Raw genomic sequence first — 15,822 nt, forward strand, 5'->3', positions numbered from 1 at the left:
ATTAAAAAACCGGTACCACGTTTGCTTTATCTACGTTGTCCATCAGCAAACGATAGGGTTTGCCATCTACTTCCACTATCAACATATCGTCTTCAATAGCTGTTAGTACGCCTTTAAACTTACGCCGGCCATCCTGCGGGATGGCCAGTTTAACTTCTACTTTTTGCCCTACTACAGCGGCAAAATGTGCTGGTGTAAATAATGGCCGGTCAAGACCCGGTGAAGAGACTTCCAGCAAATACTCATTACTGATCGGATCTTCAACATCCAAAATAGCGCTGACTTCACGGCTAACTAATGCACAGTCATCCACATTGACACCGTCAGCGTGATCTATGTACAGCCGTAACGTTGAATGACGGCCAGCCTGAACCAGTTCCAGGCCCAACAGCTCAAAGCCGGTAGCCTCTACAGTAGGCAACAGCAGCTCTGTCAGCGTTTGTTCTTGCTTAGTCAATGCGACCTCCGGAAAACCTGCTTTGCTACGCTGAAAACTGTAGCAACAGCAAATAAAAAAAGGGCCTTTAGCCCATTACTGCGTAAAACTGAGTCTGCAGATACGAAAACGCCCCGAACTAGCGGGGCGAATGGGCATCTAATCAACCTGCATATCGCCAATGCAAGCTGAAAATCTAAATCACTTCCGCAGAAGCTGGCTGTTCAGTCACTCTGAATTTACAGGGCGACCTGACAACCGACAGTAGCCTAACAAAAAATGTTGCACTGTGAATTTGGTTGCGGGAGCCGGATTTGAACCGACGACCTTCGGGTTATGAGCCCGACGAGCTACCAGGCTGCTCCATCCCGCGTCCGTAATTGGCGCTTATTATATAGCGCTGACTGGCTTATCGCAAGCATTGCCCGGGCAAACTGCTGATAAATTTGGTGCCGAGAGCGGGACTTGAACCCGCACGTCCGAAGACACTACCCCCTCAAGATAGCGTGTCTACCAATTTCACCACCTCGGCTGAATATAATTGGATTAATTACCTACAGGGATATCGCTGGCGTCATCTTTTTTCTGTTCAACCTGTTCAGTAGCAGGCACTTCTAAATTCTGCCACTCATCAACTTTTTTGCTCTGACCAGCACTGTAGTTACCCAGCACTATGCTCAGTACAAAGAAAATGGTAGCCAGAATAGTGGTTGTTTTGGTCAGGAAGTTACCTGTACCCGATGAACCAAATACCGTCGCTGATGCACCGGCACCAAAAGCTGCCCCCATGTCCGCACCTTTACCGTGCTGAATTAACACCAGACCGATCAGTGCCATGGCGACTAACAGATAAACTACAATCAAAATTTCGTACATGCTTATTCCTTTGCACCTTTTGTAACTGCAAGGCAAATTTGCGCAAATTCTGCAGGTTTCAAGCTTGCGCCGCCTACAAGAGCACCATCAATGTCGGCCTGGTTGAATAACGCAGCACAATTTTCTGCATTAACACTGCCGCCATACAATAATTTTACCCGATTTGCAGATTGCGTATCATATTGCTGCAGATGCAGCCTGATAAACGCATGTGTCGTCTGTGCCTGCTGCGGCGTCGCCGACTCACCTGTACCTATGGCCCAAATGGGCTCGTACGCAATCACTGATTTCGCCAGTAATTCGGGCTGCGAAGCATACACCGCATCAAGTTGCCGCGCAAGAACCTGCTGTGTTTTTTCTTGTTGCCGCTGCTCTAGTGTTTCGCCGATACACAGCACTGGTGTCAGGCCGGCATCTACTGCCGCCGCCAGCTTGGCAGCGATTAACCCGTCACTTTCAAAATTCAGTGTACGCCGTTCAGAGTGCCCCACAATAACAAAGCGAGCTCCCGCTTCGAGCAATAAATCTGCACTGAGCTCACCAGTGAAAGCTCCTGCTTTCTCATGGCTGATGTTTTGTGCGCCCAGTGAGAAATTACGCTCTGCACTAAAACGGTTAATCAACGTCGCTGGCGGACATACCAACACCTCGGTCTCGGACAAACTTAAGCTTGCCAGTTCCCGCGTTATTTCCTCGACCAGTGCGGCAGAACCATTCATTTTCCAGTTCGCAGCTATCAGGGGAGTACGTTGCATGCAGTTCTATCCCGTTATAAGACCGGCGCGATATTAACTAACCGCGCCAGCGCAAACAAGTGAAAGTGGCGTATTTCGACAATCAACTGGCTATTTTTACCGCAGCGGCGATCCGTTCGGCATACTGACGCACCGTATCTTCATGCTCTCCTTCAACCATAACGCGGATTAAAGGTTCAGTACCGCTCTTACGAATGAGCACCCTGCCACTACCGTTAAGTTCCGCTTCAACCTGAGCAATGACCTGTTTTACATGCTGTTTTTCAAGCGGCGCAGTACCTTTTTCAAATTTTACGTTCACCAGTACCTGTGGCAGCTTATGCATACCATGACTGAATTCAGCCAGCGACATTTTGGCTTCGATCATTGCCGCCAGCACCTGCAAAGACGCAATAATGCCATCACCGGTACAGGTATGATCCAAATTCAGTACATGACCGGAGTTTTCACCGCCAATGCGCCAGTTTTTCTCCCGCAGTAGCTCCATCACATAACGGTCTCCTACTGCACTGCGGGCAAATGGAATGTCCAGCTCTTTTAACGCCAGCTCCAGCCCAAGGTTACTCATCAAGGTGCCAACCACCCCACCTTGCAGTTTGTGCTGTGCTTTTGCTGCGCGGGCAATAATATAGACTATCTCATCACCGTCGATGACGCGGCCATTATGGTCAACCATCATCACACGGTCACCGTCACCATCGTATGCAATACCCAGGTCGGCTTGCTGCTCAAGCACTGTTTTTTGCAATAAGTCGGTATGAGTAGCACCACAGTTAGCATTGATGTTAATACCGTCCGGGCTGGCACCTATTACCACAACATCGGCACCTAGCTCTTTAAATACGGAAGGAGCAATATGATAAGTCGCACCGTGAGCGCAATCGATAACAATCTTCATACCACTTAACGACAGATGGTTTGGTAGATGGCTTTTACAAAACTCTATATAACGGCCGGCGGCATCTTCAATTCGCTGCGCCTTACCAAGTTTTTCTGAGCTTTCACATACCATCGGCTGTTCCAGCTCATGTTCAATAGCTAATTCCACTTCATCTGGCAGTTTAGTGCCATCAGCTGAGAAAAACTTAATACCGTTATCGTAATACGGGTTGTGCGATGCACTGATAACAATGCCCGCCTCAGCCCTGAATGTGCGGGTCAGATAAGCCACAGCAGGCGTCGGCATCGGACCTAACAAACGCACGTTGATGCCAGCAGCAATTAGCCCTGCTTCAAGCGCAGTTTCCAGTAAGTAGCCAGAAATGCGGGTATCTTTACCAATCAATACTTTACGGGTGCCACGCTGTGACAACACCCGACCGGCAGCCCAGCCAAGTTTCATAGCAAATTCAGGCGTAATCGGAAACTCGCCGACTTTTCCCCGAACACCGTCTGTACCAAAATATTTTCTACTCATCCTTTATGCTCCATACTGCATTGCAGTCACAACCCTGACCGCCTGCACACTTTCTTTAACATCGTGCACACGAATAATCTGTGCACCTTTTAATGCTGCAATAGTAGCGCAGGCTATACTGCCTGCCAAACGCTCATTCACCGGCACATTAAGTAACTGGCCAATCATCGACTTGCGCGACATTCCAGCCAGTACCGGATAACCGAGCCCGATCATTTGCTCCAGGTTTTCCAACAGCACGAAGTTATGCTGCAGACTTTTACCAAAACCAAACCCCGGGTCGAGAATAATGTTCTCTTTACGGATCCCTGCGTGTTCACACTCTTTGGCACGTTGCAGTAAAAATTGCTGCACTTCAGCTGTAACGTCATTATATGTTGGCGCATGCTGCATACTGCGGGGCGCGCCTTGCATATGCATCAGGCAGACTGGCACCTGTGCAGTCAGGGCAACCTGCAATGCACCTGGCTCAAGTAGTGAACGCACGTCATTAATAATATCCGCACCGGCCTGAATGGCCGCTGACATCACAGCAGCTTTGCTGGTATCAACAGAGATAGCACAATCAAAACGTTGACGTATAGCGGCAATAACCGGCACTACTCTATCCAGCTCTTGCTGTTCAGAAACGTCAGCCGCCCCAGGCCGGGTCGACTCTCCGCCGATATCCAGGATCCCGGCGCCATCTGCCAGCATGCGCTCAGCCTGACGTAACGCATCGGTAAGATGCTGATGTTTGCCACCGTCGGAGAAAGAATCCGGAGTGACGTTTAGAATGCCCATGACGACAGGCCGACGCAGATCCAGTTTGCGCTGGCGGGGTAAATTTAGTTGCATAGCTGACTCCCGCGAATACTGACTCACAGCTAAAAATAAACCCCGGTAAAAACCGGGGCTTGTGTTAATGATATGTGGCTAAACCGGTATTAATGCAGGTTGCCTTCTGAAGGTTTAGCCGGGCCTGCAGATTCTTCCTGACGTGTTTTGGTGTCAGGTTTGTCATCTGAGCCAGGTTTATCTCTGGGCTCCCAGTTTTCTGGCTGGCGCACTTCCCGACGAGCCATCAAATCATCAATTTGTTTGGCATCGATGGTTTCATACTTCATCAGCGCGTCTTTCATCGCGTGTAGTATGTCCATGTTCTCTTCGATGATGCTCTTGGCTCTGTCGTAGTTACGGTCAATGAAATCACGGATCTCTGCATCAATGGCTTTAACGGTATCTTCTGACATATGTTTGTTTTTAGAAACAGAACGTCCCAGGAATACCTCACCATCCTCCTCAGCGTACAGTAACGGGCCTAATTTTTCTGAGAAACCCCACTGCGTAACCATTTTTCGGGCTAAATCTGTTGCACGCTCAATGTCATTAGACGCACCGGTGGTCACCTGTTCAAAACCGTAGATCACCTCTTCAGCGATACGGCCACCAAACAGTGAACTGATCATGCTTTCCAGGTGACGCTTGCTATGTGATACCCGGTCCCGCTCTGGTAAATACATAGTCACACCCAGCGCACGACCGCGCGGAATAATACTGACTTTGTACACGGGATCATGCTCCGGTACCAAACGGCCAACGATGGCATGGCCTGCTTCGTGGTACGCAGTCATTTCTTTTTCTTTCTCTGTCATCACCATAGAGCGACGTTCTGCGCCCATCATGATCTTATCTTTGGCTTTTTCAAATTCGTCCATCGATACCACACGACGGTTACCACGCGCTGCAAACAGAGCGGCTTCATTAACCAGGTTGGCTAAATCAGCACCCGAGAAACCCGGTGTACCACGCGCAATAACAGAAGGCTCAACACCTTCCGCCAGAGGCACTTTACGCATATGCACTTTCAGAATTTGCTCACGGCCTTTGACATCCGGTAACCCAACCACAACCTGACGGTCGAAACGGCCCGGGCGTAACAGTGCAGGGTCAAGAACATCCGGACGGTTAGTCGCAGCGATAACAATAATACCTTCGTTACCGTCAAATCCATCCATCTCCACCAGCATTTGGTTTAATGTTTGTTCACGCTCATCGTGACCACCGCCTAAACCCGCACCGCGCTGACGGCCTACGGCATCAATTTCGTCGATAAAAATAATGCAAGGTGCCGCTTTTTTCGCTTGATCAAACATGTCACGCACACGTGATGCGCCGACACCAACAAACATTTCAACGAAATCAGAGCCTGAAATAGTGAAGAACGGTACCTTAGCTTCACCGGCGATCGCTTTTGCCAGCAAAGTTTTACCTGTGCCCGGTGGGCCAACCATTAAAATACCTTTCGGGATCTTACCGCCCAGCTTCTGGAAGCGTGAAGGATCGCGCAGATAATCTACCAGCTCAGAGACTTCTTCTTTAGCTTCGTCACAACCGGCCACATCGGCAAAAGTCGTTTTAATCTGGTCTTCACCCATTAAACGCGCTTTGCTTTTACCAAACGACATCGCACCTTTGCCACCGCCGCCTTGCATCTGGCGCATAAAGAAAATCCAGACGCCGATAAGTAACAGCATTGGGAACCAGGAAATAAAAATGGTTGCCAGCCAGCTGCTTTCTTCCGGCTTAGTGCCATACGAGCTCACTTCATTTTTAATCAGATCATCCAGCAGTTTTTCGTCATAACCTGTTGGGATCACGGTTTCAAAGCGCTCACCACTGCGTTTAACGCCGGTGATCACTCCGGAGCGTTCCACCTTAACTTCGCGGATCTGCCCCTGATTTACCTCTTTGATAAACTGAGTGTAACTGGTTTGCCGCTCAGCACTGTCACCAGGACCAAAGCTGTTGAACACCGACATCAGTACGACGGCGATCACTAACCAGACAATCAGATTCTTTGCCATGTCACTCAAGGTTATAACCTCTTTCTTACCAAAATTAGATAATTACCCGACTACTTTACTAGACTTTAAAGCCGGTAGCCACGATATATGTCTCACGTGACCGCGCACGTGACGAATCGGGCTTACGTATTTTTACTGTGGTGAATGCCGAGCGTACATCTTTTAAAAACTGCTCGAAACCATCGCCCTGAAATACTTTGACCACAAAACTGCCATTTTGCTTCAACACTTTTTGACACATATCCAAGGCCAGCTCCACCAGATAAATAGACCGGGCCTGATCTGTTGTGTCATTACCACTCATATTCGGCGCCATATCAGACAATACCACATCTACGTTCTGTCCGTTAATCCGGCTCAGTAATGCCTCTAAAACTGCCTCTTCGCGAAAATCACCCTGCAAAAAGCTGACACCGTTAATCGGATCCATCGGCAAAATATCACAGGCAATGATAGTGCCATTGTTACCTACAACACCAACGCAGAACTGTGACCAGCTGCCGGGCGCAGAACCCAGATCGACGACTGTCATGCCTGGCTTTATCAGCTTGTCTTGCTGATTAATTTCTTCCAGTTTAAATGCTGCGCGGGAGCGTAAACCGAGCTTCTGTGCCTTTTGTACAAAGTGGTCGTCAAAATGCTCTTTCAACCAGCGGGTTGAACTGGCAGAGCGTTTTTTCTTGGTCATGCTGTCACTCTTAATTAGTGTTATGCGATAGATGGCGCTACAATAGCGCAAATTCAAGCGTTATCTGCGGAAATAGTCATTTTATGAGTTTAACCAATAAACAGAAACAATTTTTAAAAGCGAAAGCACATGAGCTTAAGCCCGTCATCCTGCTTGGCGGTAACGGCCTGACAGAAGGCGTGGTTGCTGAAATCGAAGTCGCGCTTAATTTTCATGAGCTTATCAAAATTAAAGTGCCAACCGAAGACCGGGAAGAAAAGAACCTGATCATGGACGCAATAGTACGCGAAACCAAAGCTGATAAAGTGCAGGTAATCGGTAAAACCTTAGTACTGTTTCGCCAAAGTGAAGATAAAAAGATTCAATTGCCCCGCGGCTAATTAATATAACCGGCAGCCCGCAATAAAGCATAGGCTGCCAAGTCATCTTCAGCTAAACGGCTGACAAAACCTTCGGGTTTTTCCATCTCAGTTGTCTTAATAAACTGCCACTGCAGCATCTTGTCATCTGGTAGCAATGTTACTGCGTACATTAACTTGCGCTGATAGCACCACAGGGTGTTATCTTTTAATAAAGAAAATACCTCTGCCGGGCTCATTCTCCAAAGCCTGGCATCAAGAATACATGCCCAATCGCTGTTTATTACCGGTTGCACCAATAACCGCATCTGGCGCACATATTCCCTGGCATCAACCAGAGTCCAAACACCGAAAGCGGTCACCCGTAACACCCGGTCTGTTAGTTCAAGCGAAAATGGCTTGCTATGCTTCATAGGCACCTCGTCACTGACTTGGTTAATGTAACGAAGAATCCGGTTAAAATTGATCTGACCAGTAATGCAATTAAAGCCATAAGGCCGCTAACCTGGCACAGGGCATGATTCGGGCTGATAAAAAAGCCGGCTATTTAACCGGCTTTTTAGGGTGATGGTTGTGTCAGATATACTCAATCTCTGTGATTTCGTACTCCACTACCCCTTTAGGCGTAGTGATGTTGACGACGTCATCTGCTGATTTACCAATCAAGCCACGCGCAATCGGAGAATTTACTGAAATCAGGTTGTTCTTAATATCTGCTTCATCGTCACCTACGATACGGTAGGTCACTTCTTCTTCAGTATCCAGATTTAAAATGGTCACGGTAGAGCCAAAGATCACCTTACCCGTGTTAGCCATTTTGCTGATATCAATAATTTGTGCGTTCGACAGCTTGGCTTCGATGTCCTGAATGCGGCCTTCGATAAACCCTTGCTGTTCACGCGCAGCATGGTACTCGGCGTTCTCTTTCAGGTCGCCGTGCTCACGCGCTTCAGCGATTGCCTGGATCACCGCCGGCCGTTTCACTGATTTTAATTCATTCAGTTCAGTGCGCAGTTTTTCTGCGCCCTGCACTGTCATCGGAATTGCACTCATCCGTTTACTCTCTTATGTAATTCCTGCACCGAGGCCACACTTTCAAATGCACTGGCGGCATTTGACTTCACAGTAGCAAAGGCAGCATTCAACGTCGTGGTGTAGTTAGCTTTGTGCTGCAGGGCGCCACGACGGATGACTTTAGAGTCTTCAATTGCCTGGCGGCCATCCGTAGTGTTGACAATATAGCTGTACTCACCGTTTTTAATACGGTCCAGAATATGTGGCCGGCCTTCAAACACCTTGTTCACTACACGGCACTCTACACCAGCAGCTTGTAAGGCTTTGGCAGTACCTCCGGTAGCGTCCAGTTCAAAACCTTTTTCTACCATGCGCTTTGCCAGCTCAATTACGCGCACTTTATCGCTGTCGCGCACTGAAAGCAAGGCTCTGCCACCTGTTGGTATTAAAGTACTGGCGCCCAACTGGCCTTTGGCAAAGGCTTGTTCGAAGGTATCACCCACGCCCATCACTTCACCGGTAGAGCGCATTTCAGGGCCTAAAATAGGATCAACGCCCGGGAACTTGTTGAATGGAATAACCACTTCTTTTACCGAGAAAAACGGTGGAATAATTTCTTTAGTCACGCCTTGCGCAGCCAGTGACTTACCTGCCATACAGCGTGCGCCCACTTTAGCTACGGCAACACCAGTCGCTTTTGACACGAAAGGCACGGTACGCGCGGCACGTGGGTTAACTTCTATTAAGTACACTTCGTTATCTTTCACAGCAAACTGGGTATTCATTAAGCCCACAACGCCAAGTTCCAGCGCCAGCTTACGTACCTGTTCACGCATCACATCCTGGATTTCTTTGCTCAGGCTGTGCGGGGGCAATGAGCAGGCTGAGTCACCAGAGTGTACACCGGCTTGCTCGATGTGCTCCATGATGCCACCGATAACGACTTCTTTGCCGTCACAAATGGCGTCGATATCCACCTCTATGGCGTCATCAAGGAAGTTATCCAGCAGCACCGGCGAGTCATTTGATACGCTAACCGCTTCGGTCATATAGCGGCGTAAGTCCTGCTCATCGTATACAATTTCCATGGCACGGCCACCCAGTACATATGACGGGCGCACAACCATTGGGAAACCAATTTCCGGTGCTTTGGTAATCGCTTCCTCTAAGCTGGTAACGGTAGCATTTTTTGGCTGTTTCAGGCCTAAACGCTCTACCGCCTGCTGGAAACGCTCACGGTCTTCGGCACGGTCGATTGCGTCAGGTGAAGTACCAATAATTGGCACGCCGTTCGCTTCCAGGGCGCGGGCCAATTTCAGCGGCGTCTGGCCGCCGTATTGCACGATAACGCCTTTAGGTTGTTCTTTGCGGACAATTTCCAGCACGTCTTCCAGCGTAATCGGCTCGAAATACAGCCGGTCTGAGGTGTCGTAGTCAGTAGAAACAGTTTCCGGGTTACAGTTAACCATAATGGTTTCGTAACCGTCTTCACGCAGTGCCAGTGCGGCATGTACACAGCAGTAATCGAATTCGATACCCTGACCGATACGGTTCGGGCCACCGCCGATAATCATAATTTTATCGCGGTTAGTCGGTGCTGCTTCGCACTCTTCATCGTAGCTGGAATACATATACGCCGTGTTAGAGGCAAACTCGGCAGCACAGGTATCTACGCGTTTATAAACCGGGTGCAGCTTATAACCGTGGCGTTTTTTACGCACTTCGTTTTCGCTGACGCCCAACACATCGGCAATACGCTTATCAGCAAAACCTTTGCGCTTTAACCGTTTTAACCGTGCTTCATCCAGTGCTGCGAAACCGTCTTTTGCCAGCGATTGCTCTTCTTTGATCAGATCTTCAATTTGCACCAGGAACCAGGGGTCAATCTTGGTCAGCTGGAAAATCTCATCCATGCTCATGCCAAAACGCATGGCGTCGGCAATGTACCAGATACGGTGTGAACCTGGCTCTTTCAGCTCGCGGATAATTTTATCTTTGGCTTCCGGTAACGTGATATCGATCACCGGATCTAAACCACATACGCCAATCTCAAGGCCGCGTAGTGCTTTTTGCAGCGACTCTTGCTGATTACGGCCAATCGCCATCACTTCACCGACAGATTTCATCTGGGTGGTTAAGCGGTCATTAGCGCCGGCAAATTTCTCGAAATTAAAGCGTGGCACTTTAGTCACCACATAATCGATACTTGGCTCAAACGATGCCGGCGTTTTGCCGCCGGTAATATCGTTGGCCAGTTCATCTAAGGTATAACCAATCGCCAGCTTAGCCGCTACTTTGGCAATAGGGAAACCGGTCGCTTTAGATGCCAGCGCAGACGAGCGTGATACGCGCGGGTTCATCTCAATAATCACCATGCGGCCATCTTCCGGGTTAATACCAAACTGTACGTTTGAACCACCGGTTTCAACACCGATCTCACGCAGTACCGCCAAAGAAGCGTTACGCATGATTTGATATTCTTTATCGGTTAATGTTTGCGCCGGTGCTACTGTGATAGAGTCGCCGGTGTGTACGCCCATAGGGTCGAAGTTTTCAATCGAGCAGACGATAATGCAGTTGTCGTTTTTATCCCGCACTACTTCCATCTCGTACTCTTTCCAACCGATTAACGACTCATCGATCAGCAGCTCTTTAGTGGGTGATAAATCCAGGCCACGGGTACAGATTTCTTCAAATTCTTCTTTGTTGTAAGCAATACCACCGCCTGAGCCGCCCATGGTGAAAGACGGGCGAATGATACACGGGAAGCCAATGTCTTCCAGTACCTGATAGGCTTCTTCCATCGAGTGAGCTAAACCAGCACGCGGGCACGCTAACCCGATAGAACGCATGGCTTTATCAAAGCGGCTTCTGTCTTCCGCTTTATCAATAGCGTCAGCAGTGGCTCCGATCATTTCGACATTGTATTTTGCCAATACACCATGACGCTCTAAATCCAGTGCACAGTTCAGTGCAGTCTGACCACCCATGGTGGGTAAAACCGCACAGGGGCGCTCTTTCTCAATAATCTTTTCCACTACCTGCCAGTGAATAGGCTCGATGTAGGTAGCATCAGCCATTTCCGGGTCAGTCATAATGGTGGCCGGGTTAGAATTCACCAGAATAACGCGGTAGCCTTCTTCTTTTAATGCTTTACAGGCCTGAGCGCCTGAGTAGTCGAACTCACAGGCCTGGCCGATAACGATAGGGCCAGCACCTAAGATCAGAATGCTTTTTAAGTCGGTACGTTTTGGCATTGCTGCTATATCTCCGTAATTCGTGTTTGCTTAGGCTTTGGCTTGTTGCATCAGCTCGATAAAATGGTCGAACAGCTCAGAGGCTTCGTGCGGCCCCGGACTGGCTTCAGGGTGGCCCTGAAAACTGAATGCCGGTTTATCCGTGCGGTGTATGCCCTGTAAAGTGCCGTCAAACAACGATTTATGGGTAGCGCGTAAATTAGCCGGTAAGCTGGCTTCATCTACCGCGAAACCGTGGTTTTGTGCGGTAATTAGTACGCGTTTGGTGTCCAGATTCTGCACCGGGTGGTTACCACCGTGATGGCCAACCGGCATTTTCACCGTCTGAGCACCGCTGGCTAAAGCCAGTAACTGATGGCCCAGACAAATACCAAACACCGGAATCTCAGTTTCTAAAAACGCTTTGATCGCTTCAATCGCATAGGTACAAGGTGCCGGGTCGCCAGGGCCGTTGGATAAGAAAATACCATCCGGATTCATCGCCAATACATCTTTCGCCGACGTTTGCGCAGGCACCACTGTCAGCTTACACCCGCGGTCAACCAACATGCGCAGAATGTTGCGCTTAACACCGTAGTCGTAAGCTACAACATGAAACTTCGCGTTGTCGGGCGTGCTATGGCCTGCGCCCAGCGTCCAACTGCCTTCAGTCCATTGATAAGGTGCTTTTACCGTGACTTCTTTGGCCAGGTCCATACCAGATAATCCAGGGAAGCCTTTCGCCAGTTGCAGCGCTTTGGCTTCATCCAGGTTATCGCCGGCCATTAAGCAGCCATTTTGTGCACCTTTTTCACGTAAGATTCGGGTTAACTTGCGGGTATCGATGTCGGCGATGCCGAGAATATTGTTTTGTGTTAAATACTGACTAAGGGAAAGTTGGTTACGGAAATTACTGGCAAGAAGAGGAAGGTCTCGGATTATCAGGCCTCTGGCCCAGATTCTCCCGGATTCTTCGTCTTCTGTATTGGTACCGGTATTGCCAATATGTGGATAAGTGAGAGTAACGATCTGTTCTGCGTATGAGGGATCAGTCAATATTTCCTGATACCCGGTCATTGAAGTGTTAAACACCACTTCACCTACAGAAACTCCTTCAGCGCCAATGGCTGTACCGCGAAATACGGTGCCGTCTTCCAGTACGAGCAGGGCGGACTTAGTCAAGATAACCTCCAAACAGCAAAAAACGGGCGAAAACTAACACTGTTTTACAACCCGTTTTGACCCAAAATGTGATACCCGATTTGCCTTGGGCAAACCTGCTTATTTTAGGCGATTAGAGGAAAATTAGCTACGTTTTTTTTGAATTTTATTATAAATGACAACTTTATCGCTTTTTTAACCTTAATAGTGCAAAAATCTAGCTTAACTGTGCCAAACCTAACACTTGTTGCATGGAATAAAGTCCGGGCTGTTTATTTTGCAACCACAGAGCAGCTCGCAACGCACCTTGGGCAAAGGTCGATCGGCTTGATGCTTTGTGGGTTATTTCCAGCCTTTCACCTAAATCAGCAAATAAGGCGGTGTGGTCACCAATAATATCGCCGCCGCGCACAGTCGCAAAGCCTATAGTCTGTTGATCACGCTCACCAGTCATCCCCTCGCGCCCATATACTGCTACCTTAGCTAAATCACGGTCCAGCGCTTTAGCAATGCTGGCACCAATCGCCATGGCGGTGCCTGAGGGAGCATCTTTTTTAAAGCGGTGGTGAGCCTCAATAATCTCAATATCTGCAGTTTGTCCCATCACTTTAGCGGCCGTTTGCACCAAATGCAGCAACAGGTTAACACCGACACTCATATTGGGTGCCCAAACAATAGGAATGTGCTCGGCTGCCTGCTGTATCTGCTTGTATTGCGCATCACTCAGGCCGGTAACACCAATGACCATCGCTTTTTTCGCAGCAACTGCAAGCCTCAGATGCTCCAGCATAGGTTCAGGCATAGTAAAATCGACCCAGATATCCGCTTTACTGACACTTTCGGCTGCGGTCGCAGTCAGCGGCACGTTAACTTTACCGCAACCTGCCAGTTCGCCAGCATCAACCCCAATCAGCTCAGAGCCAGCACGAACAGTGGCAGCGGTAAGGTTTAACTGTTGCTCTTTGGCAACACTAACCAGGGAGCGGCCCATACGGCCGTTGGCACCAAAAATTCCAATTGCAGGCATAATCTGACCCGGTATAAACATCGCAAGGACGCTATTAGAGCAAAAGCTGCCGGTTGAAGAAAGAAAAATAGCCATCTTAATGGCTATTTTTCTTTACAGACTACGCTGCATCACCCCGCAATAACCGCACCTGTCGCTCCAGCTCAGCGGCGTTAGCCGCAGAGGCCGGTAATGCATCGCTGGCGTGCAGCTTTATTTTAGACCAAAACCGGCCTTTAAACTTAAATGCGCCACTGCCGTGATGGCTGAAAAATGAGCCCCATAGCCCCTGCAGTGCCATCGGTACAACCGGCACCGGCGTTTCTGTCAGAATACGTTCAATGCCGGGTCTGAAACCATCTATCTCACCGGTTTTTGTCAACCGGCCTTCCGGGAAAATACATACCAGATTGCCCTGTTCCAGCTCGCGTTTAATGCTGGCAAATGCTGCTTCGTACACCGCCTCGTTCTTTTGCTTACTGCAAATCGGGATGGTTTTGGCGGCTTTGAACAACCAATTGGCTACCGGCAAATCGTAAATGGCTTTCTCCATGACAAAGCGAACCGGCCGGCGTACCGCTCCGCCTATCAACAGCGCATCAACATAACTGACATGGTTCGCAACCAGCACTGCCGCTCCGTCGGACGGAATATGCTCCAGGCCACGGCTTTGTACCCGGTACATCGTATGGCTGAGCAGATAAATCACAAAACGTAGTGCAAATTCCGGTACCTGACTAAATACATACAGGGCGACGACGGCATTCATAATCGCAAGTACCAGAAAATATTCAGGGATGGCCAGATCCAGTAGCGATAAGAACACGATGCCAGCAATAGCACTGCCCACCATAAATAACGCGTTAAAGATATTATTTGCAGCAATAACCCGGGCACGCTGAGATGGCTCAGCCCGTTGCTGTAATAAGGCATACAAAGGGACGATAAAGAGGCCACCAAACACACCTATCAGCGTCAGGCTCAACAGTACCCAGCTGCCGGACGCAGTGCTAAGAAACTGGACCAGATTAAGCAATTCAGGTCCGCTCAATGAAGGACTGCTGACATACAGGCCAATACCAAACACTGTTAAACCGATAGCGCCTATCGGTACTATGCCAAGTTCAACCCTATCGGCAGATAGCCGCTCACACAACATAGAGCCGATGCCAACACCAACGGAAAATGCTACCAACAGTGCAGTCACCACAGTGTTATCGCCTGCCAGCACCGTTTTAGTAAAATTTGGGAACTGCGTTAAGTAGCTGGCACCCAAAAACCAGAACCAGCTTATTGCCATCACCGACAAATACAGTGTCCGATTCTGATAACAAATACTGACAGTCGCTTTAGTTTGCTGCCAGGGCGCAAAACGAAAGCGTTCAGCGCCGCCAATCTCACCCACTGCCGGTATTTTCCGGCTGCATAAATAGCCCAGTACTGAGAACACGACAACAACAGCGCCAATCCACAGCGGTGCATTTGCCAGCCCAACCAGTAAGCCACCCGTAATGGTGCCCAGCAAAATAGCAACAAAGGTGCCCATTTCCACCCAGGCATTGCCCGCTAACAGTTCCTTTTCCGTTAACAGCTGCGGCAAAATGGCGTACTTTACCGGCCCGAAAAAAGCCGACTGAGCCCCCATCAGAAACAGTACGCCTAACAGCAACAGATACTGCTGAAAGTAGAATGCCAGCGCTGCCAGCATCATCAGCCCAATTTCCAGCAGTTTCAGCGCCCGGATTAGCTTGGTTTTGCATACGGCATCGGCCAGAGAACCTGCTGTTGCAGAGAACAACAGGAACGGCAGAATAAACAACCCCGCCGCCAGATTCATGGTTAAGTCGGTATCCCACGGCAATGCATTCGCGGCAGTAAACGCCAGTATCAGCATCAGCGCGTTTTTAAAGACGTTATCGTTAAAAGCGCCACTGGCCTGGGTTAGGAAAAACGGCAAAAACCGGATGGAAGCTATTAAATTGCGCTGTGACATAACCACTCCGTTGCAAAACTCCGTATAAAACAGTT

The 15,822-nt window shown here is 49.1% G+C and carries 14 protein-coding genes and 2 tRNA genes; 1 reads left to right on the plus strand and 15 read right to left on the minus strand.

The genetic code is table 11. From position 1 onward, the window contains the following. Nucleotide 1: 1 nt before the first annotated feature. The 9 genes from rimP to rlmE all read right to left on the minus strand — a co-directional run bounded on the left by rimP (nucleotide 2) and on the right by rlmE (nucleotide 7,018). Nucleotides 2–457, minus strand: coding sequence for a ribosome maturation factor RimP (gene rimP, locus AC5SV9_RS06040; RefSeq protein WP_417703458.1), 456 nt, complete (start codon nucleotides 455–457; stop codon nucleotides 2–4). A gap of 275 nt (nucleotides 458–732) precedes the next feature. Next, nucleotides 733–809 (minus strand) — tRNA-Met (locus AC5SV9_RS06045). Nucleotides 810–883: 74 nt separating this feature from the next. Beyond that, nucleotides 884–968, minus strand: a tRNA-Leu gene (locus AC5SV9_RS06050). A 14-nt stretch (nucleotides 969–982) separates the two neighbouring features. Next, on the minus strand, nucleotides 983–1,312 hold the full coding sequence (gene secG / locus AC5SV9_RS06055) for a preprotein translocase subunit SecG (protein ID WP_134057331.1): 330 nt from the start codon (nucleotides 1,310–1,312) through the stop codon (nucleotides 983–985). Between the two features lie 2 nt (nucleotides 1,313–1,314). Further along, nucleotides 1,315–2,067 carry a triose-phosphate isomerase gene (gene tpiA, locus AC5SV9_RS06060; RefSeq protein WP_475147204.1) on the minus strand — a complete coding sequence of 251 codons (753 nt, stop codon included), beginning with the start codon at nucleotides 2,065–2,067 and terminating at the stop codon, nucleotides 1,315–1,317. Between the two features lie 82 nt (nucleotides 2,068–2,149). Next, complete coding sequence (glmM, locus tag AC5SV9_RS06065; RefSeq protein ID WP_475147206.1) at nucleotides 2,150–3,484, minus strand: phosphoglucosamine mutase; 1,335 nt, start codon at nucleotides 3,482–3,484, stop codon at nucleotides 2,150–2,152. 3 nt (nucleotides 3,485–3,487) lie between these two features. Then, the gene (gene folP / locus AC5SV9_RS06070; protein ID WP_475147207.1) at nucleotides 3,488–4,321 is read right to left on the minus strand and encodes a dihydropteroate synthase; all 834 of its coding nucleotides are present in this window, start codon (nucleotides 4,319–4,321) and stop codon (nucleotides 3,488–3,490) included. An 89-nt stretch (nucleotides 4,322–4,410) separates the two neighbouring features. Then, entirely contained in the window at nucleotides 4,411–6,330 is a 1,920-nt protein-coding gene (ftsH, locus tag AC5SV9_RS06075; RefSeq protein WP_475147209.1) for an ATP-dependent zinc metalloprotease FtsH, read from the minus strand. A 58-nt stretch (nucleotides 6,331–6,388) separates the two neighbouring features. Beyond that, on the minus strand, nucleotides 6,389–7,018 hold the full coding sequence (gene rlmE, locus AC5SV9_RS06080; RefSeq protein WP_134057341.1) for a 23S rRNA (uridine(2552)-2'-O)-methyltransferase RlmE: 630 nt from the start codon (nucleotides 7,016–7,018) through the stop codon (nucleotides 6,389–6,391). An 83-nt stretch (nucleotides 7,019–7,101) separates the two neighbouring features. Here rlmE and yhbY point away from each other — a divergent pair, with 83 nt between their 5' ends. Then, complete coding sequence (gene yhbY, locus AC5SV9_RS06085; RefSeq protein ID WP_134057343.1) at nucleotides 7,102–7,398, plus strand: ribosome assembly RNA-binding protein YhbY; 297 nt, start codon at nucleotides 7,102–7,104, stop codon at nucleotides 7,396–7,398. Here the strand turns inward: yhbY and AC5SV9_RS06090 are convergent. The 6 genes from AC5SV9_RS06090 to AC5SV9_RS06115 form a co-directional block, all read right to left on the minus strand. Next, the gene (locus AC5SV9_RS06090) at nucleotides 7,395–7,790 is read right to left on the minus strand and encodes a hypothetical protein (RefSeq protein WP_475147210.1); all 396 of its coding nucleotides are present in this window, start codon (nucleotides 7,788–7,790) and stop codon (nucleotides 7,395–7,397) included. The two genes, yhbY and AC5SV9_RS06090, sit on opposite strands and share 4 nt — an antisense overlap. Nucleotides 7,791–7,953: 163 nt before the next feature. Next, nucleotides 7,954–8,430, minus strand: a complete 477-nt coding sequence (gene greA, locus AC5SV9_RS06095) for a transcription elongation factor GreA (protein ID WP_134057348.1) — start codon at nucleotides 8,428–8,430, stop codon at nucleotides 7,954–7,956. Beyond that, nucleotides 8,427–11,648: a carbamoyl-phosphate synthase large subunit gene (gene carB / locus AC5SV9_RS06100; RefSeq protein ID WP_475147213.1), complete on the minus strand. Its 3,222-nt coding sequence runs from the start codon at nucleotides 11,646–11,648 to the stop codon at nucleotides 8,427–8,429. Before carB ends, greA begins: the two co-directional genes overlap by 4 nt. A gap of 30 nt (nucleotides 11,649–11,678) precedes the next feature. Beyond that, on the minus strand, nucleotides 11,679–12,809 hold the full coding sequence (gene carA, locus AC5SV9_RS06105; RefSeq protein ID WP_475147215.1) for a glutamine-hydrolyzing carbamoyl-phosphate synthase small subunit: 1,131 nt from the start codon (nucleotides 12,807–12,809) through the stop codon (nucleotides 11,679–11,681). Between the two features lie 196 nt (nucleotides 12,810–13,005). Continuing rightward, the gene (gene dapB, locus AC5SV9_RS06110; protein ID WP_475147217.1) at nucleotides 13,006–13,815 is read right to left on the minus strand and encodes a 4-hydroxy-tetrahydrodipicolinate reductase; all 810 of its coding nucleotides are present in this window, start codon (nucleotides 13,813–13,815) and stop codon (nucleotides 13,006–13,008) included. A 100-nt stretch (nucleotides 13,816–13,915) separates the two neighbouring features. After that, on the minus strand, nucleotides 13,916–15,787 hold the full coding sequence (locus AC5SV9_RS06115) for an MFS transporter (protein ID WP_475147220.1): 1,872 nt from the start codon (nucleotides 15,785–15,787) through the stop codon (nucleotides 13,916–13,918). Nucleotides 15,788–15,822: the final 35 nt, after the last annotated feature.

It is taken from the genome of Rheinheimera sp. ATLC3, from assembly GCF_059429535.1.

Excerpts from the sequence above, each read along its gene's own strand:
- ftsH (WP_475147209.1), bottom strand. The coding sequence starts at position 6,330 with ATGGCAAAGAATCTGATTGTCTGGTTAGTGATCGCCGTCGTACTGATG.
- tpiA (WP_475147204.1), bottom strand. The coding sequence starts at position 2,067 with ATGCAACGTACTCCCCTGATAGCTGCGAACTGGAAAATGAATGGTTCT.
- yhbY (WP_134057343.1), top strand. The coding sequence starts at position 7,102 with ATGAGTTTAACCAATAAACAGAAACAATTTTTAAAAGCGAAAGCACAT.
- AC5SV9_RS06090 (WP_475147210.1), bottom strand. The coding sequence starts at position 7,790 with ATGAAGCATAGCAAGCCATTTTCGCTTGAACTAACAGACCGGGTGTTA.
- AC5SV9_RS06115 (WP_475147220.1), bottom strand. The coding sequence starts at position 15,787 with ATGTCACAGCGCAATTTAATAGCTTCCATCCGGTTTTTGCCGTTTTTC.
- secG (WP_134057331.1), bottom strand. The coding sequence starts at position 1,312 with ATGTACGAAATTTTGATTGTAGTTTATCTGTTAGTCGCCATGGCACTG.
- glmM (WP_475147206.1), bottom strand. The coding sequence starts at position 3,484 with ATGAGTAGAAAATATTTTGGTACAGACGGTGTTCGGGGAAAAGTCGGC.
- folP (WP_475147207.1), bottom strand. The coding sequence starts at position 4,321 with ATGCAACTAAATTTACCCCGCCAGCGCAAACTGGATCTGCGTCGGCCT.
- greA (WP_134057348.1), bottom strand. The coding sequence starts at position 8,430 with ATGAGTGCAATTCCGATGACAGTGCAGGGCGCAGAAAAACTGCGCACT.
- dapB (WP_475147217.1), bottom strand. The coding sequence starts at position 13,815 with ATGCCTGCAATTGGAATTTTTGGTGCCAACGGCCGTATGGGCCGCTCC.
- carB (WP_475147213.1), bottom strand. The coding sequence starts at position 11,648 with ATGCCAAAACGTACCGACTTAAAAAGCATTCTGATCTTAGGTGCTGGC.
- rlmE (WP_134057341.1), bottom strand. The coding sequence starts at position 7,018 with ATGACCAAGAAAAAACGCTCTGCCAGTTCAACCCGCTGGTTGAAAGAG.